This is a genomic window from Streptomyces sp. NPDC012794, assembly GCF_042901085.1.
Lineage (GTDB): Bacteria > Actinomycetota > Actinomycetes > Streptomycetales > Streptomycetaceae > Streptomyces.
On the sequence record NZ_JBIBCI010000002.1, the window covers coordinates 567,459 to 587,751 of the forward strand.

The 20,293-nt window shown below is 73.1% G+C and carries 17 protein-coding genes; 13 read left to right on the forward strand and 4 right to left on the reverse strand.

Translation table 11 applies throughout. The features are described 5' to 3' along the window. Nucleotides 1-570 precede the first annotated feature (570 nt). Entirely contained in the window at nt 571-1,074 is a 504-nt protein-coding gene (locus ACFY7H_RS05830) for a GNAT family N-acetyltransferase (protein ID WP_388933567.1), read from the forward strand. A gap of 25 nt (nt 1,075-1,099) precedes the next feature. On the opposite strand, the gene ACFY7H_RS05835 is transcribed toward ACFY7H_RS05830, so the two are convergent. Next, the gene (locus ACFY7H_RS05835; protein WP_388933732.1) at nt 1,100-2,734 is read right to left on the reverse strand and encodes a bifunctional 3'-5' exonuclease/DNA polymerase; all 1,635 of its coding nucleotides are present in this window, start codon (nt 2,732-2,734) and stop codon (nt 1,100-1,102) included. Nucleotides 2,735-3,392: 658 nt separating this feature from the next. On the opposite strand from ACFY7H_RS05835, the gene ACFY7H_RS05840 reads away from it, so the two are divergent. From ACFY7H_RS05840 to ACFY7H_RS05850, 3 genes are all read left to right on the forward strand, one after another. Next, entirely contained in the window at nt 3,393-4,568 is a 1,176-nt protein-coding gene (locus tag ACFY7H_RS05840; RefSeq protein WP_388933571.1) for a DUF2786 domain-containing protein, read from the forward strand. Between the two features lie 66 nt (nt 4,569-4,634). Further along, on the forward strand, nt 4,635-6,680 hold the full coding sequence (locus ACFY7H_RS05845) for an FUSC family protein (RefSeq protein WP_388933573.1): 2,046 nt from the start codon (nt 4,635-4,637) through the stop codon (nt 6,678-6,680). Nucleotides 6,681-6,907: 227 nt separating this feature from the next. Next, nucleotides 6,908-7,153 carry a DUF397 domain-containing protein gene (locus ACFY7H_RS05850; RefSeq protein ID WP_388933576.1) on the forward strand — a complete coding sequence of 82 codons (246 nt, stop codon included), beginning with the start codon at nt 6,908-6,910 and terminating at the stop codon, nt 7,151-7,153. Nucleotides 7,154-7,316: 163 nt separating this feature from the next. Here ACFY7H_RS05850 and ACFY7H_RS05855 read toward each other — a convergent pair whose 3' ends face one another. Continuing rightward, on the reverse strand, nt 7,317-7,823 hold the full coding sequence (locus ACFY7H_RS05855; RefSeq protein WP_388933578.1) for an ATP-binding protein: 507 nt from the start codon (nt 7,821-7,823) through the stop codon (nt 7,317-7,319). A 339-nt stretch (nt 7,824-8,162) separates the two neighbouring features. Between ACFY7H_RS05855 and ACFY7H_RS05860 the strand changes: the two genes are divergently transcribed. From ACFY7H_RS05860 to ACFY7H_RS05880, 5 genes are all read left to right on the forward strand, one after another. Continuing rightward, the gene (locus ACFY7H_RS05860; protein ID WP_361600797.1) at nt 8,163-9,041 is read left to right on the forward strand and encodes a helix-turn-helix transcriptional regulator; all 879 of its coding nucleotides are present in this window, start codon (nt 8,163-8,165) and stop codon (nt 9,039-9,041) included. Nucleotides 9,042-9,133: 92 nt separating this feature from the next. Beyond that, entirely contained in the window at nt 9,134-10,591 is a 1,458-nt protein-coding gene (locus ACFY7H_RS05865) for an aldehyde dehydrogenase family protein (RefSeq protein WP_388933582.1), read from the forward strand. Between the two features lie 146 nt (nt 10,592-10,737). Further along, the gene (locus ACFY7H_RS05870; protein WP_388933585.1) at nt 10,738-11,250 is read left to right on the forward strand and encodes a DinB family protein; all 513 of its coding nucleotides are present in this window, start codon (nt 10,738-10,740) and stop codon (nt 11,248-11,250) included. A gap of 97 nt (nt 11,251-11,347) precedes the next feature. Continuing rightward, complete coding sequence (locus ACFY7H_RS05875) at nt 11,348-12,106, forward strand: MerR family transcriptional regulator (protein WP_388933587.1); 759 nt, start codon at nt 11,348-11,350, stop codon at nt 12,104-12,106. Nucleotides 12,107-12,238: 132 nt separating this feature from the next. After that, nucleotides 12,239-12,955 carry a DedA family protein gene (locus tag ACFY7H_RS05880; RefSeq protein ID WP_388933590.1) on the forward strand — a complete coding sequence of 239 codons (717 nt, stop codon included), beginning with the start codon at nt 12,239-12,241 and terminating at the stop codon, nt 12,953-12,955. Between the two features lie 141 nt (nt 12,956-13,096). On the opposite strand, the gene ACFY7H_RS05885 is transcribed toward ACFY7H_RS05880, so the two are convergent. Together ACFY7H_RS05885 and ACFY7H_RS05890 are read right to left on the reverse strand one after the other, a co-directional pair. Then, a complete protein-coding gene (locus ACFY7H_RS05885) occupies nt 13,097-14,737 on the reverse strand; it encodes a threonine/serine exporter ThrE family protein (protein ID WP_388933593.1) in 1,641 nt (546 codons plus the stop codon). Between the two features lie 240 nt (nt 14,738-14,977). Further along, nucleotides 14,978-15,472: an inorganic diphosphatase gene (locus ACFY7H_RS05890; protein WP_361600844.1), complete on the reverse strand. Its 495-nt coding sequence runs from the start codon at nt 15,470-15,472 to the stop codon at nt 14,978-14,980. Between the two features lie 195 nt (nt 15,473-15,667). Here ACFY7H_RS05890 and dacB point away from each other — a divergent pair, with 195 nt between their 5' ends. From dacB to hpt, 4 genes are all read left to right on the forward strand, one after another. Then, on the forward strand, nt 15,668-17,107 hold the full coding sequence (dacB, locus tag ACFY7H_RS05895; protein WP_388933596.1) for a D-alanyl-D-alanine carboxypeptidase/D-alanyl-D-alanine-endopeptidase: 1,440 nt from the start codon (nt 15,668-15,670) through the stop codon (nt 17,105-17,107). Between the two features lie 56 nt (nt 17,108-17,163). After that, nucleotides 17,164-18,309 (forward strand): zinc-dependent metalloprotease, encoded by a 1,146-nt coding sequence (locus ACFY7H_RS05900; RefSeq protein ID WP_388933599.1) that lies wholly within the window; start codon nt 17,164-17,166, stop codon nt 18,307-18,309. 195 nt (nt 18,310-18,504) lie between these two features. Then, nucleotides 18,505-19,536, forward strand: a complete 1,032-nt coding sequence (gene tilS, locus ACFY7H_RS05905) for a tRNA lysidine(34) synthetase TilS (RefSeq protein WP_388933601.1) — start codon at nt 18,505-18,507, stop codon at nt 19,534-19,536. A gap of 65 nt (nt 19,537-19,601) precedes the next feature. Continuing rightward, nucleotides 19,602-20,162 (forward strand): hypoxanthine phosphoribosyltransferase, encoded by a 561-nt coding sequence (gene hpt / locus ACFY7H_RS05910; protein ID WP_007264874.1) that lies wholly within the window; start codon nt 19,602-19,604, stop codon nt 20,160-20,162. The last annotated feature ends 131 nt before the right edge of the window (nt 20,163-20,293 follow it).

The window sequence follows — 20,293 nt, forward strand, 5'->3', positions numbered from 1 at the left end:
AGAGTGATCTTCATGGTGTTCCACCTCCATTTCTGTTCCGCCGTGTCGCCGTGGACCGTTTTCACGGCCGGGATTACGAGACGCCCTCGAAGAGAGTGATCTTCACGGTGTTCCACCTCCTTTCCTGTTCCGCCGTGTCGCCGTGGACCGTTTTCACGGCCGGGATTACGAGACGCCCTCGAAGAGAGTGATCTTCACGGTGTCCCACCTCCTTCTCGCTGGAATCGGCCGAGAGGGGGCCGGCCCCTCGATCCCGCGGCCCGGATCAGGAGACGCCCTCGAAAAGCGTGATCTTCATCTGGCCCACCTCCTTTTCTCCGGTTTCCGTCGTGAGGGGCTGGCCCCCTTCGACACACCTGAGCTTGGACCCTGTGGATCGGCGGCGAATCCGCAGCCGATCTACAGCTGTTCTACGTGCGGGACATCGCCGTTCCGCCGCCACGGAGAAGGGCGCCGCCCAGCCCGTCACCGGGCACTGAGAACGGCGACCGGATGGGTCCCGGGCGGTCGAACGCCCCTCGGCGCCGCGCACAATGGAGCCGGGCGCGCGAGTGGATCAAGGAGAGACGCATGTTCGGTCGGGTGGGAACGCAGGGCGGCACGGTCACGGACGGGGGCTCCGGCGTCGTTCTGCGCGTGGCGGGCGAGGCGGACCTGGACACGGCCGCGGAACTGTTCCGCGGATACCTCGACTTCTACGGGGTGACGGTCGAGGACCCGGGCGCCCCGAGGGAGTTCCTCGCGGAGCGCATCGCCAAGGGCGAGTCCCTGGTGCTGCTGGCCGACGCGCCCGGGGTCACCGGTACGGTCGGTTTCGCGCAGGTCTACCAGGCCTTCTCCTCCCTCACCCTGCGCAGGGCGTGGATCCTCAACGACCTGTACGTGGCCCCGTCCGGCCGCCGTACCGGCGCGGGCCGGGCGCTGCTGCGCGAGGTGCTGCGCCGGGCACGGGAGGCCGGGGTGGCGGGGGTGCAGCTGGAGACCGCGTACGACAACCGCGTCGCGCAGGGGCTGTACGAGTCCGAGGGCTTCGTGCGCGAGGAGTTCCACGTGTACTTCCACGACCTCGGCTGAGGCCGCACCGGCCGGGAGGACGCCGTCATTTGGCGTCGGCGTAGCACTCCACGACAGCCGTGGTGAAGGGGAAGCGCACCGGGGTGTCCCCGAAGGTGATCCGGCCGGCCCGGTCACCGGCGGTACGGATCGCCTCGGCGACGGCCTCCGCCTCCTCGGCGGGGCAGTGCACGATCACCTCGTCGTGCTGGAAGAACACCAGCTCCGCGCGCATCCCGGCGGTCGCCTGGCGCAGCGCCGCGAGCATCAGCAGGGCCCAGTCGGCGGCGCTGCCCTGGACGACGAAGTTACGGGTGAACCGGCCGCGGGCGCGGGTGTTGGTGGAGGAGTGGCCAGGGGTCCAGCCGGTGTCCTCGGAGTCGGCGCGCTCCTGTTCCTGCGGGATGCCGGCCTCGTCCGCCTCGGCGGCGCCGGCCGGGGGCGGGCAGGTGCGGCCCAGCCAGGTCCGTACGAGGCGCCCCTCCTCGCCCGCGCGGGCCGCGTCGTCGACGTACGCGACGGCGCGGGGGAAGCGGCGCCGGAGGGCGGCCAGGTTCTTCAGGCCGTCGCCGGAGGTCTGTCCGTAGACGGCGCCCAGCACGGCGATCTTGGCCTTGTCCCGGTCGCCGGAGAAGCCCTGGCGGGAGATGGCCGTGTAGAGGTCCTCGGGGCGGCCGGCCACCTCCATGAAGGCCGGGTCGCGGGAGATCGCGGCGAGGACGCGGGGTTCCATCTGGTCGGCGTCGGCGACGACGAGCCGCCAGCCGGGGTCCGCGACGACCGCCCGGCGGATCACCTTGGGGATCTGGAGGGCCCCGCCGCCGTTGGTGACCCAGCGGCCGGTGAGGGTGCCGCCGGGGATGAACTCGGGCCGGAAGCGGCCGTCGCGGACCCAGTCCGCGAGCCAGGACCAGCCGTGGGCGGTGTAGATCCGGTACAGCTTCTTGTACTCGAGGAGCGGTGCGACGGCGGGGTGGTCGATCTCCTGGATCGCCCAGCGGCGGGTGGACTTGAGCTTGAAACCGGCCTCGGCGAAGGCCTTGATGACGTCGGAGGCCAGCTCGGGGCGCACGCGCCGGCCGAAGGCGGCGGAGATCCGGTCGGTGAGCTCGGCGAGGCGGCGCGGCTCGCCGCCGCCGGCGTAGCGCTCGCCGAGCAGCTCCGTCAGCAGGGCGCGGTGCACGTCGGCCCGCCAGGGCAGGCCCGCGCGGTGCATCTCGGCGGCGACGAGGAACGCGGCCGACTCGGACGCGATGAGCAGGCGCATCCGGTCGGGGTGCGCGGTGGCGGCCGTCCGGCGGGCCTGGTCGGCGTGGACGGCGAGCAGGGCGTCGAGGGGCAGGGGGGCGGCGGGCTGCGGGGCGAAGTCGAAGAGGGAGTCCTGCGCGGCGGCCCGGGCCGGCTCGGCGGCGCGCTGCGGGGGGTCCGGCGGGACGGGGGCGTTGGTGAGCCGGGCCCAGGCCGCCGCCGCCGAGCGGGGCTCGCCGGAGCGGCCCTCGTGGGCGAGGAGCAGCAGCTCGGCGTCCTCGATGTCGTAGCACCGCTCGACGCGGGTGCCGGCGGCGAGCAGGCGGGGGTAGACGGCGGCGGTGGAACGCCAGATCCAGCGGGTGCCGGGGGGCGCGGAGCGGATCGCTTCCGCGGGGGTGGCGTTGGTGATGGGCCGGGCGCCCGGGTGCAGGGGGGTGGCGTGCCACTGGCCGTCGGCGGCTTCGGCGAGGGCCCAGGGGGTGGTGGGGTGGTCGCTCACGGGTGCGAGTGTCCCACCGGGGTCTGACAACGGGCCCGCGCCCGGCCCGGGCGGTGTACGCGGCCCCGCGCGGGGGACCGTCCCGCCGGGCGGGTGCCGGTCCGGTGTACGCGGACCCGTGCGGGGGACCGCCTCGCCGGGCGGGGTGTCGGCGGGGCCGGGTGCGCGGACCCGTGCGGGGGACCGCCCCGCCGGGCCGGGTGTGGGCGGGGCGCCGACCCGGGTCCCGCTCCCCGGGGGCTCGGCCCCGGACGCGGCGTACGGCGAATGGCCCGGGCAGGCGGGTTGGTGCTGCGGAGCCGCGCCCCGGGCTCCTGTCCGGGCGGGCGGGGTAGCGCTGCGGGCCGGTCCCCGCTCAGGCCTCCGCCCCGCTGGGGCTGTGCGCATGCGCGGGTGCTCCCCGCCGCCGTTCGCCTGTTGTGCGGCGGCTCGGGCCCCCCCGCGGCCCCGCACCGTGGCCCCGAACGCCGCCGGCCGGCCGCTCCGCACACGCCAGGCGTGGGGCCCGGTATCGCGACCCGCCCGCCTCCGGGCCGGCCCCCGCCCGCCCCCGGCCGGGGGCGGGCGGGGGGCGTGTAAAGCTGAAGGGGTGAGTCAGTGTGCCGAGATCGTCGACCGGGCCTTCGCGGCCGCCCTCTACGCCCAGGACGACGCCGGGCTCGACACCGGTGCCTCCGTGCTCGCCGCCGACGGCGGGCTGTGGGGCGGCGTCGGGCGGGAGTTGCTCGCGCGCGGGGAGGCGTACGTACGGCAGGCCTGGGAGCGGGGGTGGCGGCCCGCCGACGTGCTGCGGCTGGTGCGGCGGGACCTGGAGGCCGTGCACCTCGGGATCGCCGGTGACGTGATCGCCGCCGAGGCCCGGCGGTACGCGCGGCTCCCGGAGCGGTGGGGCGCGCCGGAGGCGTGGTGGGGGGCCGACGAGGAGTACGCCGACCGGCTCGCGCGCCGTGAGAGGGCGGACCGGTTCACCCTGGCCACCGCCGTCCTGGAGCTGTTCCGGCTGCTGGTCCGGCTGCCGTCCGTCGAGCCGGTGGGGCCGGTCCCGGGGGACCCGGCCGGTGATGCCCTGGAGCACGCGCACATCGAGCCGCGCATGCTGGGCCGGATCCGGGCGCTGCTCGCGAAGGCCGAGGCGACGACCTACCCCGAGGAGGCGGAGGCGCTCAGCGCCAAGGCGCAGGAGCTGATGGCCCGGCACACCGTGGACGAGGCGCTGCTGGCGGTGCGCGGCGGCGCTCCGGCGCAGGTGCCCGGCGCCTGCCGGATCGGCGTCGAGGCCCCGTACGAGGAGGCCAAGGCGGTACTGCTGGACGCGGTGGCCTCCGCCAACCGCTGCCGGGCGGTGTGGAACAGCGGGTTCGGGTTCTCGACCGTCGTGGGGTTCGAGAGCGATCTGGAGGCGGTGGAGCTGCTGTACACCTCGCTGCTCGTGCAGGGCACGGCGGCGATGACCCGGGCCGAGGCCGCCCAGCGGGCCGGCGGGCGCAAGCGGACCAAGACCTTCAGGCAGTCCTTCCTGCTCGCCTACGCGAGCCGGCTGGGGCGCCGGCTCGCCGAGACCGCCGAGCACACGGCCACGGAGGCCCCCGACAACCTGCCCGCCCTGGTGGCCCGGGACGTGGCGGTCGGCGCGCGGGCCGACGAGATGTTCCCCCGGACCACGACCACCCGGCTGCGCGGGGCCACCGACCACGCGGGCTGGGAGGACGGTACGGCGGCCGCCGACGCCGCCCACGTGGGCGGGCGGCGCCCCGCACTGCCCTAGGCCGCATGTTTCCGGCTTGATCGGAAGAAAAGCTGGAAAACGGGACGAACGGTTACGCTCGACGCCATGAGCTGGCTGCGCGCGCTGAAGGACACCGCGCGCGCGGGCATGACGGTCGAGCGGGCCCGCCTGGAGCCCCTCGTCGCCGTCCGGGCCGCCGTGGGGCTCGCGGTCGTCATCGGCGCCGCGCTCGCCCTCCTCGGGCCGGGCGCGGCGGTCAGTTCCGCGTTCGGGGCCTTCATGGCGGCCATCGCCACCTTCCAGCAGAGCTGGCGCCCGCGCCCCGTGCTCGCCCTCGCCTCCGGGCTGACGCTGGCGGTCTCCACCTTCACCGGGTACCTGGTCGGGTCGGCGGACACCGGGCTGTTCCTGCCGATGCTGGCCGTCTGGGCCTTCGCGGCGGGCTTGTTGTGGGCCGCCGGTCCCACGGCCGGGATCATCGCCTCCGGCAACGTCGCGGTCATGCTGGTCACCGTCACCCTGCCGACCTCCGTCCCGCAGGCCGCCGGGCACGCCGCGATGATCGCCGCCGGAGGGGTGGTGCAGGCGCTGCTCATCGTGCTGTTCCCGGTCCGCCGGTGGGGCGCCCAGCGCGACGCCCTGGCCGACGCCCTCGCCGCCGAGGCCGACTACGCCCGCCGGCTGCGGCACGACCCGGTCAGCTCCTTCGACCCCGCGCCGCTGATGAGGGCCCGGGACGCCGCCGCCGTCACCGTCCGGCAGGCCCGGCGGCGGCCCGCCGAGCTGCACGGGGCGCGGGGGCTCGCGGAGCGGGTCCGGCCGGTGCTGGCCTCGCTCGCCGACCCGGCCGTCGGCGCCCCCGCCGGGGGGCCGGCCCGCGAACGGGTGCGGGAGCTGCTGGACGCCGCCGGGGCGGTGCTGGACGCCGCGGCGCACGCCATCCGCCACGGGGACCCCGTACGCCTGCCCGCGCCGGCGCTGGCCGTGCTGAAGGCACCCGATCTGCCGGAGGTCTTCACCGGCGCGCCGCTGCGGGCCGCGCGCAGGCTCGCCGCCCTGCTGGACGACGTACTGGAAACGGCCGAGCCGGGTTCCGGGCGCACCGCGGACCCCGCCGAGGCGAGGCTGCGGCCCACCGTGCCCGCCCTGGTGCCGCTGGTGCTGAAGGCCGTACGGGCCGAGCTGCGCCCCGGCTCGCCCGTGCTGCGGCACGCCGTGCGGGTGACGGCGGCGGCGTGCGCGGGGTACCTGGTCGGGCAGGTGCTGCCGTTCGGGCACGGCTACTGGGCGCCGATGGCCTCGGTGATGGTGATGCGGCCCGACTTCACCCAGACCTGGTCCCGGGCCGTCGCCCGTTTCGGCGGCACCCTGGCGGGCGTGGGGGTGGCCACCGCGATCGTGCGGCTGGCGCAGCCGGGGACGTACCTGTCGGGGCTGCTGGCGGTGGCCAGCGCGGGCCTGATGTACGTGCTGATGCGCACCGGTTACGCCGTCGCCCAGGTCTTCGTCTCGGCCTACGTGGTGTTCCTGCTCGGGATGGGCGGCGTCCGCTGGGACCAGACGGTGCCCGACCGGATCGCCCTGACCCTGGTCGGCGGGGTCCTCGCGATGCTCGCCTACGCGCTCTACCCGGCCTGGGAGACCCCGAGGCTGCGCACCCGTCTCGCCGACTGGCTCGCCGCCGACGGGCGGTACGCGGCCGCCGTGCTCGGGCAGTACGCCGACCCGGCCGGGGCCCGGCGGGCGGACGTGCGGGAGGCGCTGCTGGCGGCCCGCGACGCCCGGATCGCCTGGCAGGAGGCGCTCGCGCGGGCGGAGGGGGAGCCGGTGCGGCACCGGGGGCTGTCCCGGACGGCCGCCGAGGGCGCGGGAGACGCACTGGCGGCGCTGGGCCGCACCGCCATGCTGCTGGAGGCGCACCTCCCCGACCGGGCCCACCCGCCCGTGCCGGGGGCGGCGGAACTGGCGCGGGTGCTGCGGGAGGCGACCGAGGCGGGCGCGAAGGCGGTGCGGGAGCGGAAGGTCCCCCGGTGGGACGGGGTCCGGGAGCTGCTGGCGGCCGGGGAGGCCCCCGGACCGGGTGTCCTGCGCGGGGCGGCGGAGCAGCTGCTGGACGCGCTGGACGAGGTGTCGGAGGCGCTGCGGCCTTGACACGGGCGGGCCGACGGCCCTGACGGGCGGGCCGACGGCTGTGACGGGCGGGCCCGATCGGCCCCGCGCCGCACCGAAACGGAGGGCCCGGGTCCTGGACCGCGGTCCCCTGGTGATCAACAGTGATGAGTGGAGCACCCCGCGTGCACGTGCATCTGCCCATGCATGCGCTCATGAACACAGCTATGATCCGGTGCAGTTGACATCTGCACTATCGGGGGCTTCCTGTGGACCACGCGTACAACGGGATGGCAGCTGCAGAACTCACTTCCTTGTACGAGCTGACCTGGCAGAAGAGCAGACACAGCAACTCGCAGGGGTCCTGCGTGGAGTTCGCCAGGCTGCCCGGGGGCGACATCGCCATGCGCAACTCGCGCTTTCCCGAGGGACCGGCGCTCGTCTACACGCCGGCCGAGATCGAGGCCCTGTTGCTGGGCGTCAAGGACGGCGAGTTCGACCATCTGATCGGCTGATCGGCTGATCGGCTGATCGGCTGATCCGGCCGACGGCGGCCGAACGGGGGAAACGGCGCAGCGATCAAGCCATGCACGTGCACCGGCCGGGACCGATCGCACTGATCGGTCCCGGCCGGTCGTTCCGACGGCACGGTGCGCTCGGCGGGTGCGGAGCGTCGGGTCAGTCCTGGAGCATGAACAGCGCCCAGACCACCTTGCCGCTGAGGCGTCCCGCGAGCGGGTGCCAGCCCCAGCTGTCGCTGTAGGCGTCGACCAGGAACAGCCCGCGCCCCGACTCCAGGTCGCAGTTCTCGTCCGTGCGCTCCGGCGCGAAGGAACCGCCCGGCCGGTCCTCGCTGGGGTCCCGCACCGCGCACACGAGCCGCGTGCTCCACCGCATCAGGTGCAGCCGCACCGCCGCCTCCGGCCCGGCGGCCGGCCGCGCCTCGTCCGGCAGGGCGTGGCGCAGGGCGTTGGTGACGAGCTCGGAGACGACCAGGGAGACGTCGTCGAAGCGGTCGTCCAGGTCCCACTGGGACAGGGTCGATCTGGTGAAGGAGCGGGCGCCGCGCACCGCTTCGAAGCGGGCCGGCAGAGCGCAGGAGGCGGATCCGGAGACAGCCGTGGGGTCGACCGGGGGCAGCCCCTGCCGTAACGGCTCGAGCACGGTCGATCCATTCGTCCCCATGCGAGGCACTCCCGGGATTCGCGGACGAAGCGGGCGAGCTCCGTCCAAAGAGAACTGCGGGGTGGGTCCCGCGCCGGCGCGAAGAGCACGCAGGTGCGCGGCACCATCGTTCCGAATGGTGCAGCCGGATGCAAGGGCAGATGCACGTGCACGCGCCCGACCCGTCCCTTCCCGTGACGGTTCTTGCTCATTTCTTCCTACGCATACTTACGGACTTCTTTTCCGGGACGCCGGATTCCGTTACAGAACGAGTACGGGCCGATGCGTTTTGGTGGCAGACTGCGGCCCGGGGTGCGGGGCCCCGCCGAGGCACGCGCACACCACGCGCACACCATTGCGATGGGGAGGGCAGTACTAGTGACCGCAGAAGCCAGCGGTTCTGTGGTGCGCCGCATCCTCCTGGGCTCACAGCTCAGGCGACTCCGAGAATCCCGCGGCATCACCCGTGAGGCGGCCGGCTACTCGATCCGCGCATCCGAATCGAAGATCAGCCGCTTGGAGTTGGGAAGGGTGAGCTTCAAGGCCAGGGACGTGGAGGACCTCCTCACGCTCTACGGGGTCACCGACGGCGCCGAGCGGGAGTCCCTGCTCGGTCTGGTCCGCGAGGCCAACGCGGCGGGCTGGTGGCACAGCTACGGCGACGTGCTCCCCGGGTGGTTCCAGACGTACATCGGCCTGGAGGGCGCGGCGTCCCTCATCCGGATCTACGAAGTGCAGTTCGTGCACGGCCTGTTGCAGACCGAGGCGTACGCCCAGGCGGTCGTGCGCCGCGGCATGCCCGGAGCCGGCGCCGCCGAGATCGACCGCCGCGTCGCGCTGCGCCTGGAGCGCCAGAAGGTCCTGGTGTCGGAGAACGCCCCGGTGTTCCACGCGGTCCTCGACGAGGCCGCGCTGCGCCGCCCGTACGGCGACCGGGACGTAATGCGCGGCCAGCTGGAGCACCTCATCGAGATCAGCCAGCGGCCCAACGTGCGGCTCCAGGTGATGCCCTTCTCCTTCGGCGGCCACGCGGGCGAGAGCGGCGCCTTCACACTGCTGCGCTTCCCCGAGTCCGACCTTCAGGACATCGTCTATCTGGAACAGCTGACCAGCGCGCTCTACCTGGACAAAGAAGAGGAAGTGGCGCAGTACGCGCGGGCGATGGAGCGGCTCCAGGCCGACTGCCCGGATCCCGGCCAGACCCGTGACCTCCTCCGCGGGCTCCTCCAACTGTCCTGATCCGCACGTACTATGACGTCGGATCAGTGCATGAAGACGACCGATCGGTCTCCGGTGCAGCGCAGGGGTGCGCGCTCGCAGTAAGGGATGGCATGTCCATATTCACCGACCTGGCTCACCAGTACATCGACGGCGAATGGCTGGCCGGCACCGGTTCGTGGGACATCATCGACGTCAACCCGTACAACGGGGAGAAACTCGCCGCGATCACCGTGGCCACCGTCGAGCAGGTCGACCGGGCCTACCGCGCCGCCGAGCGGGCCCAGCGCGACTGGGCGGCCACCGGCCCCCACGCGAGACGCACCGTCCTCGAACGTGCCCTGCGCATCACGCAGGAGCGCCAGGAGGAGATCGTCGAGGCGATGATCGACGAGCTCGGTGGGACCCGTCCCAAGGCCGAGTACGAGGTCCACCTCGCGATGGAGTTCCTGCGCGAGGCGGTCCAGCTGGCCGTCCGCCCCGAGGGCAGCATCCTGCCCTCGCCGGTCGAGGGCAAGGAGAACCGGGTCCAGCGCCTCCCGGTCGGCGTGGTGGCGGTGATCAGCCCCTTCAACTTCCCCTTCCTGGTGACCCTGAAGTCGGTGGCCCCGGCACTGGCCCTGGGCAACGCGGTCGTGATCAAGCCGAACCAGAGCGCCCCGGTGGCCGGCGGCGGGATCATCGCCAAGATCTTCGAGGACGCGGGCCTGCCCGCCGGACTTCTGAACGTGCTGGTCACGGACATCGCCGAGATAGGCGACGCCATCCTGACCCACCCCGTCCCCAAGGTCATCTCCTTCGCCGGCTCCGACCGCACCGGCCGGCACGTCGGCTCGGTCGCGGCCCGCCACTTCAAGCGGACCGTCCTCGAACTGAGCGGCAACAGCGCCCTGGTCGTCCTCGACGACGCCGACGTCGACTACGCGGTGGACGCGGCCGTCTTCAGCCGCTTCGTCTTCCAGGGCCAGGTCTGCATGGCGGCCAACCGGATCCTCGTCGACGCGAGCGTGGCGGAGGAGTTCACCGAGAAGTTCACCGCCCGCGTGCGCGCCCTGAAGACCGGCGACCCACGCGAGGCCGACACCCACATCGGCCCGCTCATCAACTCCTTCCAGGCGGACGCGCTGACCGCGCTCGTGGACCGCGCCCTGGAATCGGGGGCACGGGCGCTCGTACGGGGTTCTACGCGCGGCAACCTGGTCGAGCCGACCGTCCTCGCCGGGCTGCCCGAGGACTCCCCGCTGCTGGGCCAGGAGATCTTCGGGCCGGTCGCGCTGCTGGTGGTCTTCGACGGGGAGGAGGAGGCCGTACGCCTGGCCAACGCCACCCCGTACGGGCTCAGCGGTGCGGTGCACACCCGCGACGTGGAGCGCGGCGTCCGCTTCGCCCGGCGCATCGAGACGGGCATGATCCACGTGAACGACTCCACGATCGGTGACGAGCCGCTGGCCGCCTTCGGCGGCGAGAAGGCCTCCGGTCTGGGGCGGCTGGGGGGCGAGGCCACCGTGGAGGCCTTCACCACCCAGAAGTGGATCTCGGTCCAGCACGGCCGGACCCGGTTCCCGTTCTGACCGCCGCCTCCTGCCCGCCCCCGCCGCGCCGCGCGGCTTTTCCCGTCCCCTCGCGAGTTGCGGACAGGAGCTGACCGCAAGCCTCCGTAGCGTAGTCCTCGTCAGCGGGGGACGGCCCCGCTCAGGGGATGAAGAGGTGGTCGGTCATGGCACAGATTTCCGGTGAGGTCCTGGGTGACGAGCGCGGCACCCTGCTGGCCTTCGTCGAGTCCCAGCGGGCCGCGATCCGCGAGGCCGCGGCGGGACTGACCGAGGAGCAGGCCGCGAGCCGCCCGAGCGCCAGCGAGCTGTCGCTGTCCGGGCTGCTCAAGCACGTCGCCGAGGTGGAGCTGGCCTGGCTGCGGATGGCGCAGCAGCGGCCCAACGAGAGCGCCCGTACCCAGGAGGACTACGCCGAGGCCTTCCGGCTCGTCGGCGACGAGACCATCGCGTCCGTCCAGATCTTCTGGGACGGGGTGAGCGCGGAACTGACCGCCTTCGTCGCGGAACTGCCCAGCCTGGACGAGACCTTCCCGCTGCCGCCGGCGCCCTGGTTCCCCGAGAACGCCAAGGTCTCCATGCGCTGGATGCTCCTGCACCTGATCGAGGAGTTCGCCCGGCACGCGGGCCACGCGGACGTCATCCGGGAGTCCCTGGACGGCACCAAGGCGATGGGCTGATCCTCTTTCCGCGGGCCCCTCGGGAAATGGGGCTTGCACCTCACGTGGCGTGAGGAACCACAGTGGGGGGCGTACCCAACCAGAGGAGCGGAAAGCGATGGGCTACTCCGTGGGCCAGGTCGCCGGGTTCGCCGCAGTGACGGTGCGCACCCTGCACCACTACGACGAGATCGGGCTGCTCCGACCGAGCGGCCGCAGCGGCGCGGGACACCGGCGTTACGACGACGCCGACCTGGACCGGCTGCAGCAGATCCTGTTCTACCGGGAGCTCGGCTTTCCGCTCGAAGAGGTCGCGGTCCTGCTGGACGATCCGCGATCGGACCCGAGGGAGCACCTGCGCCGGCAGCACGCCCTCCTGTCCGACCGGATCGCCCGGCTCCAGCAGATGGCCAAGGCCGTTGAGCACGCCATGGAGGCGAAGAAGATGGGCATCAACCTCACGCCCGAGGAGCGGTTCGAGGTCTTCGGGGACGAGGACCCGGAGCAGTACGCGCAGGAGGCCGAGCAGCGCTGGGGCGGCACCGAGGCCTACGCGGAGTCACAGCGCAGGGTCTCGACCTACACCAAGGACGACTGGAAGCGGATCCAGGACGAGGCCGCGGACTGGAGTGCCCGGTACGCGGCCCTGGTGGCGGCTGGCGAACCGGCCGAGGGCGGGGCCGCGATGGACATGGCCGAGGAGCACCGCCTGCACATCGGCCGCTGGTACTACGACTGCCCCTACGAGATGCACACCTGCCTCGGTGACATGTACGTCGCGGACGAGCGCTTCAAGGCGTACTACGACGCCATGGGCACGGGCGTCGCCGAGCACCTGCGGGACGCGATCACGGCGAACGCCGTGCGCAAGGCGTAGCCGGTCCCGCACCCGTACCGCCCCCTCCGGTCCCTGGAACCCGGTGGGGGCGGTGTGCGTTCATAATTAGACCGCCTGCCTCGTCGCGTCCCCCACCGCAGACGTCCCCCTGATCCAGGAGAGCCCGGAAACGTGGAACCCCTCTACACGCTTGCCCTCGGCCCCGAGTGGCTGTCCCCGGAGTACCTGATCGGGCACTTCGGCCTGATCGGCATCCTGGTCATCGTCTTCGCGGAATCGGGCTTCTTCGCGTTCCTGCCCGGCGACTCCCTGCTGTTCACGGCGGGCCTCTTCGTCGCCAGCGGCGACATCAGCCAGCCGCTGTGGCTGGTCTGCACGCTGATCGCGGCCTCCGCGATCATCGGTGACCAGGTCGGCTACCTGCTCGGCAAGTTCTTCGGGCCCAAGCTGTTCAACCGGCCGAACAGCAAGGTCTTCAAGAAGGAGAACCTGGACGCCGCGCACGACTTCATGGAGAAGCACGGCCCCAAGGCGATCGTGCTGGCCCGCTTCGTGCCGATCATCCGCACGTTCGCGCCCATGGTGGCCGGCGCGAGCGCGATGAAGTACCGCACCTTCCTGACCTTCAACATCGTCGGCGGCATCCTCTGGGGCGCCGGCGTCACCGTCCTCGGCTACCAGCTGGGACAGTTCGAGATCATCAAGAAGAACGTCGAGCCGATCTTCATCGGCATCGTGCTGATCTCGGTCATCCCGGTGATCTTCGAGGTGCTGAAGGCCCGCAAGACCAAGAAGGCCGAGGCGGCCGCGGGCCCGGCGCAGCCCGGTTACCCGCAGCAGGAGCAGCCGCCGGGCCCCGGCCAGCGCGGCCGCCACGCCAAGCGCTGACACCCGGCCGCCCCCCGAACCCCCGTACGCCCCGGAGACCGCCCGTCTCCGGGGCGTACGCGTACCCGTGGTCACGCGGGCCGCGCCGGGCCGCACGGGCCGCCCACGGGCCGCCTGCGGGCCCCAGGCGACCCACGCGCCTCAGAAGCCCCGGGTCCGCTTCGCCGCGGCCCGGCGCTTGGCCGCGCTGCGCGCCCCCGGGATCCGCATGAACAGCCGTGAGGTCTCGGAGCCGAGGTTCACCCCGATCGCGATCGCGAGGGCGATGGCGGCGGCGTTGGTGAGGGAGGCGAGGCCCGCGTCGAGCCGGTTCTCGGCGATCGAGAGCAGCCCGTAGTACGTGGCCGAACCGGGCAGCAGCGGCCCGATGGCCGCCGTCACGTACGGCAGGGCGGAGGCGAAGCGGTAGCGCGAGAAGAGCTGCCCGAACAGGCCGACCAGCCCGGCCGCGATGGCCGTGGACGGCACGGGCGGCAGCTCGGCGGCCCGCAGCGCGCCGAAGGTGACCCAGGCGACCCCGCCGTTGAGGGTCACGATCCACACCGTGGAGCGCTCCTGCTGGAGCAGGATCGCGAAGGTGAACACCAGAACCATCGAGGCGAGGATCTGCAGCACCGGGCGGTGCGGGATCTGGAGCACCTCGTCCGGGTTGGGCGAGGCGCCGAACTGGAGGCCCACGTAGATCACCACCAGAACGCCCACGATGATCCCGATGAAGAGGTACATGACCTCCAGCAGGCGGGCTGAGGCGGTGATGTAGTAGCCGGTCAGCCCGTCCTGCACGGCGGCGACCAGGGCCCGTCCGGGCAGCAGCGCGAACAGGCCGCCGGTGATCACGGCGGAGGCGCGGACGTCGAACTCGGCGATCTTCAGGGCCACCCCGATGGCGGCCGGGGGCATCGCGGCGACCACGAACTGGTAGAACTCGGGCAGTCCCCGGCCGGCGAAGTACCAGGCCAGGCGGTCGCCGAGGACGGCGCCGAGGGCGGCGCAGAAGAAGACGGCCACCCCGCCGCCGACCAGCGTGGAGGCGGCCCCGGCGAGCAGCCCGGCGGCGGCGGTGAGCACCCAGGTGGGGTACGGGTGGCGGTTGCGCCGGATCACGGCGAGACGGCGGTAGGCCTCTTCCAGGGAGACCTCCACGTCAGGCGCGCAGATGTCGTCCACCAGCCGGAACACGGCGGCGAGGCGGGTGTAGTCGGTGCCGCGGCGCCGCACGATGCGGTTCGCGGAGACGGGGTCGTCCACCAGGGAGGGCTGGTGGGTGATCGACAGCAGGGTGAAGGTGACGGTGGGCTCGCAGCGGTCGAGCCCGTAGGAGCGGGCCACCGCGAACATCGCTGCCTCCACGTCCTCGGCGCCCTCGCCGCCCGCGAGCAGCAGCTCGCCGATGCGCAGGGTGAGGTCGAGGACGCGGCCCACGGCCGGGCCGGACTCGGTCTGCCGGTGCAGCGGTTCGGGTACGGGGCGGACGTCCACCGGCATGCGCAGCATCGTGCGCATCCGGTCCTGCCAGGGGGAGGAGGCGGGGAAGCCGGGGGCCGGCAGGGGGGTGTAGGCGGGCGGGGACTGGCTGGCGCTGTAGGTGGCCGGGGCGGCGAACGCGGAGCCCTCGGGGCCGGGGGAGAGGGTGGTCGCGCCCTCGGGGAGGGCGAACTCCGAGGTCGGCTGGTCCTCGTCCGGGACCTCCGGCTGCGTCCCGGGTGGGGGAGTGAACGCGCTGTGCGCCTCGTCGGACTTCGGCTTCCGGTCCTCGGGACCGTGCCCTTCGGCCTCCGCCACGCATCCTCCCACCCTTGATCACCTGGCGGTATCAGTATGCGGAATCGTTTCGTCCGTGGCGAAGGGAGCCGCGAAGGGAGCCGCGAAGGGAGCCGCGAAGGGAGCCGCGAAGGGAGCCGCGAAGGGAGCCGCGAGGGGAGCGGCGAAGGGAGCCGCCCGCCCCGGAAAAAACGCCGCTGCGGGCGGCTCCCCGGCATGGGGGAGCCGCCCGCAGCGGTAGGTGTTACCGAGCGGCGGAGCTCAGTGGTGGCCGCCCTGGGCCTCCAGGCGCTTGTACGAGGCCTCGATCTCGGCCTCGGCCTCGGTGCGGCCGACCCAGTTCGCGCCCTCGACCGACTTGCCCGGCTCCAGGTCCTTGTAGACCTCGAAGAAGTGCTGGATCTCCAGGCGGTCGAACTCGGAGATGTGGTGGATGTCGCGCAGGTGCTCGACACGCGGGTCGGAGGCCGGCACGCACAGCAGCTTGTCGTCGCCGCCCGCCTCGTCCGTCATGCGGAACATGCCGATCGCGCGGCACTTGATCAGGCAGCCCGGGAAGGTCGGCTCGTCAAGGATGACCAGCGCGTCCAGCGGGTCGCCGTCCTCGCCGAGGGTGTTCTCGACGAAGCCGTAGTCCGTGGGGTAGCTGGTCGAGGTGAAGAGACGACGGTCCAGACGGATCCGGCCGGTCTCGTGGTCCACCTCGTACTTGTTCCGCGAACCCTTGGGGATCTCGATGGTGACGTCGAACTCCACGTCCTGCTCCTCCATGATCAGCTCCGGCCTCGTGCCGAAGCTTGATTGCTTCGAGTGATAGCGCGTCCGGCCCAGCCTCCCCCGGCCGGAGGCTGGGGGAGTACCCCCAGCCGGGTGGGGTGCCATGCTCGCGGCAAGACGCAGTGGTTAAGTGTCCCTCACGCATATGTGTGATCGCGAAAGGGGCTGGTTGAGGTGCCATTGGTCAAGACGTGGCAGCTCATCGTGGGGTCGGCCGTCGCCGGCCTCGCCCTCTCGGCGGCGGCGGTGGCCACCGCCGGTCCGTGGGACTCCGGCCAGCGTAAGGCCGAGCGGGCGAGGGCCGCCTCCTGGGGCCGTACGGGTGGCGCAGATCACGCCGCCGGGGCCCTGCCACAGGCCGCGCCCAGCGCCCCCGGAGTGCTGGCCGGGCTCGGCGGGCGCACGGCCGCCGACGGCGGGGCGCTCGCCGGGACGCTGGCCCCGCTGCTGGCGGACCCGGCGCTGGGCACCGTACGCGCGGCCTCGGTGGTCGACACCGCGACAGGCCGGGTGCTCTACGAGTCCGGGGCGGGCGAGGCCATGACCCCGGCCTCCACCATCAAGATCGCCACCGCGAGCGCCGCCCTGGCCGCGCTCGGCCCCGAACACCGGATCCGGACCACCGTGGCCCCCGGAGCCGGCCCCGGGGAGATCGTCCTGGTCGGCGGCGGCGACCCCTCCCTCACCGCCAGGAAGAAGAGCCCCGCCGGCTCCGGCGGCAGCCTCGTCGCCCTCGCCGCCGACACCGCCCAGGCCCTCAAGGCCGCCGGCACCGACACCGTCACCCTCGGGTACGACGACTCCCTCTACACCGGCGCCGTCCGCCACCCGATCGGCCGCAACGACAACATCGCCCCCGTCACAGCCCTCACCGCCGACGAGGGCCGCCCCGTGAGCGCCTCCCAGGCCGGAGCCCTCGGGGCGGACGCCGCCGCCGGACCCGCCGCACGCACCGACGACCCCTCCGGGGACACCGCCCGCGCCTTCGCCGCCCTGCTGCGCGACCGCGGCATCAAGGTGAACGGCGAACCCGCCAGGGCGAAGGCCCCGGCCGGGGCGCAGCCGCTGGCCACCACCCTCTCCACCCCGCTCGCCGGGCTCGTCGAGCGGATGCTGACCCACAGCGACAACGACATCGCCGAGGCCCTCGCCCGCCAGACCGCCCTCGCCGCCGGCAAGCCCGCCAGCTTCGAGGGCGCCGAACAGGCCGTCTCCGAGAAGCTGGCCTCCCTCGGCGTCGACCTCACCGGCTCCCGCTTCGCCGACGGCAGCGGCCTCAACCGCGCCGACAAGGTCAGCCCCCGCCTCCTGACGGGCCTGCTCGCCAAGGCCGCCGACCCCCGCCACCCCGAGCTGCGGCCGGTCCTCACCGGACTGCCCGTCGCCGGCTTCACCGGGACCCTGCGCGCCCGCAACGCCGGCTCCTCCCCGGCGGCCGGCCTGCTGCGGGCCAAGACCGGCACCCTGACCGGCGTGAACTCCCTCGCCGGGACCGTCGTCGACCCGTCCGGGCGCCTGCTCGCCTTCGCCTTCCTGACCGCGAACGCCCCCGACGGACCCGCGGCGGAGAAGGGGCTCGACAAACTGGCCGCCGCCGTCGCGGTCACTTCCTAGCGCATCGGGCCGCGGAGGGGGGTCCGCCGCGGCGCGGGTCCACGTACGGTTGACGCATGACGAGCATCGGTGGTGCGGAGATGGTCGACTGGAACCTCGCGGTGGCGACCGCGACCCGGATCGTACGGCCGGGTCCGGAGGTCAGCCGCGACGAGGCCCGGGCCGTGGTGGCGGAGCTCCGCCGGCACGCCAGGACCTCCGAGGAGCACGTGCGCGCGTTCACCCGGATGATCCCCGAGGGCTCGCCCCTCCCCGACACCCCCGTCCTCGTCGTCGACCGGGCCGGCTGGGTCAGGGCCAACGTGGCGGGCTTCCGCGAACTGCTCGGCCCGCTCCTCGGCAAGATGCAGGACCGGCGCTCCGCCACCCCCGGTGGCGCCGTCATCGGCGCGGTCGGCGGCAAGGTCACCGGTGTCGAGCTGGGCATGCTGCTCAGCTTCCTGGCCTCCCGGGTGCTCGGCCAGTACGAGACCTTCGCGCCCGCCGGCCCCGACCTGCCGGGCGGCGCCGCCACCGGCGGCCGGCTGCTGCTCGTCGCGCCGAACATCGTCCACGTGGAGCGCGAGCTCGAAGTGGACCCGCACGACTTTCGGCTCTGGGTGTGCCTGCACGAGGAGACGCACCGCACCCAGTTCACGGCGGTGCCCTGGCTGCGCGCCCACCTGGAGGGCGAGATCCAGACCTTCCTCGCCGCCACCGAGATGGAGCCCGGAGCCGTCCTGGAGCGGCTGCGCGAGGCCGTCCAGTCCTTCGCCGGAGCCCGCGCCGAGGGCGAGCGGGGCGACGAGGCCCCCTCCCTGGTGGAGCTCGTCCAGACCCCCGAGCAGCGCGAGGTGCTCGCCCGGCTCACCGCCGTCATGTCCCTGCTGGAGGGGCACGCCGACTTCGTCATGGACGGGGTCGGACCGGAGGTGGTCCCCTCCGTCGCCGAGATCCGCGAGAAGTTCCAGCAGCGCCGGGCCAGCGGCGCGGGCCGCCTCGACGTCGCCCTGCGCAAGCTGCTCGGCCTCGACGCCAAGCTGCGCCAGTACCGCGACGGCGAGCGCTTCGTACGGGCCGTCGTCGGCCAGGTCGGCATGGACGGCTTCAACCGGGTGTGGACCTCGCCGAACACCCTGCCCACCAAGGCCGAGATCGCCCGCCCCGCGGACTGGGTGGCCCGCGTCCACCGCAAGGGGGGCGCGGGGAGCGAAGAAGGATGAAGCCGGAGGCGTAAACATGTCTCACTGGGGGAAGCAGCATCACCCTTCCGAGGGACCGTGAGGCGTGGAAGGGCGTGCGATGCTCGGGGAACGGCTCGGTTCTGTCACCATCGACGCACTCTGAGTGACATTCCGCATCTTCCCGCGCAACACCCGAAGCCTCCGAGCATCCGAACTCCACGAAGGGCACCGGACATGGGTCCCCATCCTGCGGTCGCGGCGATACGCCTGGCGGTCCGCCGCGTACTCCACGACGTCCTCACCGGCCTCACCGACAGTTCCTCCCCCCGCGCCACGGCGGGCACCCCGCCGCTGGTCCTCGTCGCCTGCTCCGGCGGCGCGGACTCGATGGCGCTCGCCTCCGCCCTCGCCTTCGAGGCCCCCAAGCTCGGCATCCGGGCCGGCGGCATCACCGTCGACCACGGCCTCCAGGCCGGCTCCGACCTGCGCGCCGCGGAGGTCGTCACCCGCATGACCGCGCTCCGCCTCGACCCGGTGGAGTCCGTCGCCGTGCGCGTCGGCCGCGAAGGCGGACCCGAGGCCGCCGCCCGCGACGCCCGCTACGCCGCCCTGGACGAGGCCGCGGACCGGCTGGGGGCCTGCGCCGTGCTGCTCGGCCACACCCGCGACGACCAGGCGGAAACCGTCCTGCTGGGCCTCGCCCGCGGCTCCGGCATCCGCTCGCTGTCCGGCATGGCCGAAGTCAGCGGAGGCCCCGGCCGCACCCACCGCTACCGGCGCCCCTTCCTCCAGATCGACCGGCAGACCGCACGCAAGGCCTGCATGGTCCAGTCGCTGCCCGTCTGGGACGACCCGCACAACATCGACCCCGCCTACACCCGCTCCCGGCTGCGCCACGAGGGACTGCCCGCCCTCGAGAAGGCGCTCGGCAAGGGAGTCGTGGAAGCGCTCGCCCGCACCGCCCAGCTCTCCCGGGACGACGCCGACGCCCTCGACGCCTGGGCCGCCGACGCCGAGGCGGGGGTGCGCGACGAGGACGGCCGCCTGGAGTGCGCCAAGCTGTACGCGCTGCCCCCGGCCGTCCGCCGCCGGGTGCTGCGCCGGGCCGTGGTCGCGGCGGGCTCTCCCGCCGGCTCGCTCTTCGCCCGGCACATCGAGGAAGTCGACCGCCTCATCACCGGATGGCGGGGCCAGGGCGCCATCAACCTGCCCGGCCGCGTCGAGGCCCAGCGGCAGGGTGGCAGACTTGTCATCCGGCAGGGCTGATTGGTGCTGAAACACGGCTGAGTCCTCCGGGGGCACCCCCGGAGCCCCGGCCGACAACGAAAGTGATGCGGGTGGACGAGAAGGACATGGGCAACGACCTCCAGTCGGTGCTCATCACCAAGGAAGAGATCGACGCGAAGCTGGCCGAGCTGGCCGCGAAGATCGACGCGGAGTACGCGGGCAAGGACCTGCTCATCGTCGGTGTGCTCAAGGGCGCCGTGATGGTGATGGCGGACCTGGCGCGCGCCTTGTCCACCCCGCTCACCATGGACTGGATGGCGGTGTCCTCGTACGGCGCCGGGACCCAGTCCTCGGGCGTGGTGCGGATCCTGAAGGACCTCGACACCGACATCAAGGACAAGCACGTCCTGATCGTCGAGGACATCATCGACTCCGGCCTGACCCTGTCCTGGCTGCTGTCGAACCTGGGCTCCCGCCAGCCGGCCTCCCTGAAGGTCGTCACGCTGCTGCGCAAGCCCGAGGCCGCGAAGGTCGCCATCGACGTCGAGTGGGTCGGCTTCGACATCCCGAACGAGTTCGTCGTCGGCTACGGCCTCGACTACGCGGAGAAGTACCGCAACCTGCCGTTCGTCGGCACGCTCGCCCCGCACGTCTACGGCGGCTGACCCCGTCCTTCGCGGACGTCGTCACCGGCGGCGCCCCCGGGGAACCCGGGGGCGGCTTCCGACGTTGGAGCTTGGGAAGGCGGGTCTGTCAGCCGTCCCACGAGGCCGCGGGTGACAATTCAGGGGTACAT

Bases quoted from the DNA above. Each gene is read 5' to 3' on its own strand.
- hpt (WP_007264874.1), top strand. From the start codon at position 19,602: ATGCGGGTGGACGAGAAGGACATGGGCAACGACCTCCAGTCGGTGCTC.
- tilS (WP_388933601.1), top strand. From the start codon at position 18,505: ATGGGTCCCCATCCTGCGGTCGCGGCGATACGCCTGGCGGTCCGCCGC.
- ACFY7H_RS05830 (WP_388933567.1), top strand. From the start codon at position 571: ATGTTCGGTCGGGTGGGAACGCAGGGCGGCACGGTCACGGACGGGGGC.
- ACFY7H_RS05865 (WP_388933582.1), top strand. From the start codon at position 9,134: ATGTCCATATTCACCGACCTGGCTCACCAGTACATCGACGGCGAATGG.
- ACFY7H_RS05855 (WP_388933578.1), bottom strand. From the start codon at position 7,823: ATGGGGACGAATGGATCGACCGTGCTCGAGCCGTTACGGCAGGGGCTG.
- ACFY7H_RS05845 (WP_388933573.1), top strand. From the start codon at position 4,635: ATGAGCTGGCTGCGCGCGCTGAAGGACACCGCGCGCGCGGGCATGACG.
- ACFY7H_RS05860 (WP_361600797.1), top strand. From the start codon at position 8,163: ATGGGGAGGGCAGTACTAGTGACCGCAGAAGCCAGCGGTTCTGTGGTG.
- ACFY7H_RS05900 (WP_388933599.1), top strand. From the start codon at position 17,164: ATGACGAGCATCGGTGGTGCGGAGATGGTCGACTGGAACCTCGCGGTG.
- ACFY7H_RS05875 (WP_388933587.1), top strand. From the start codon at position 11,348: ATGGGCTACTCCGTGGGCCAGGTCGCCGGGTTCGCCGCAGTGACGGTG.
- ACFY7H_RS05870 (WP_388933585.1), top strand. From the start codon at position 10,738: ATGGCACAGATTTCCGGTGAGGTCCTGGGTGACGAGCGCGGCACCCTG.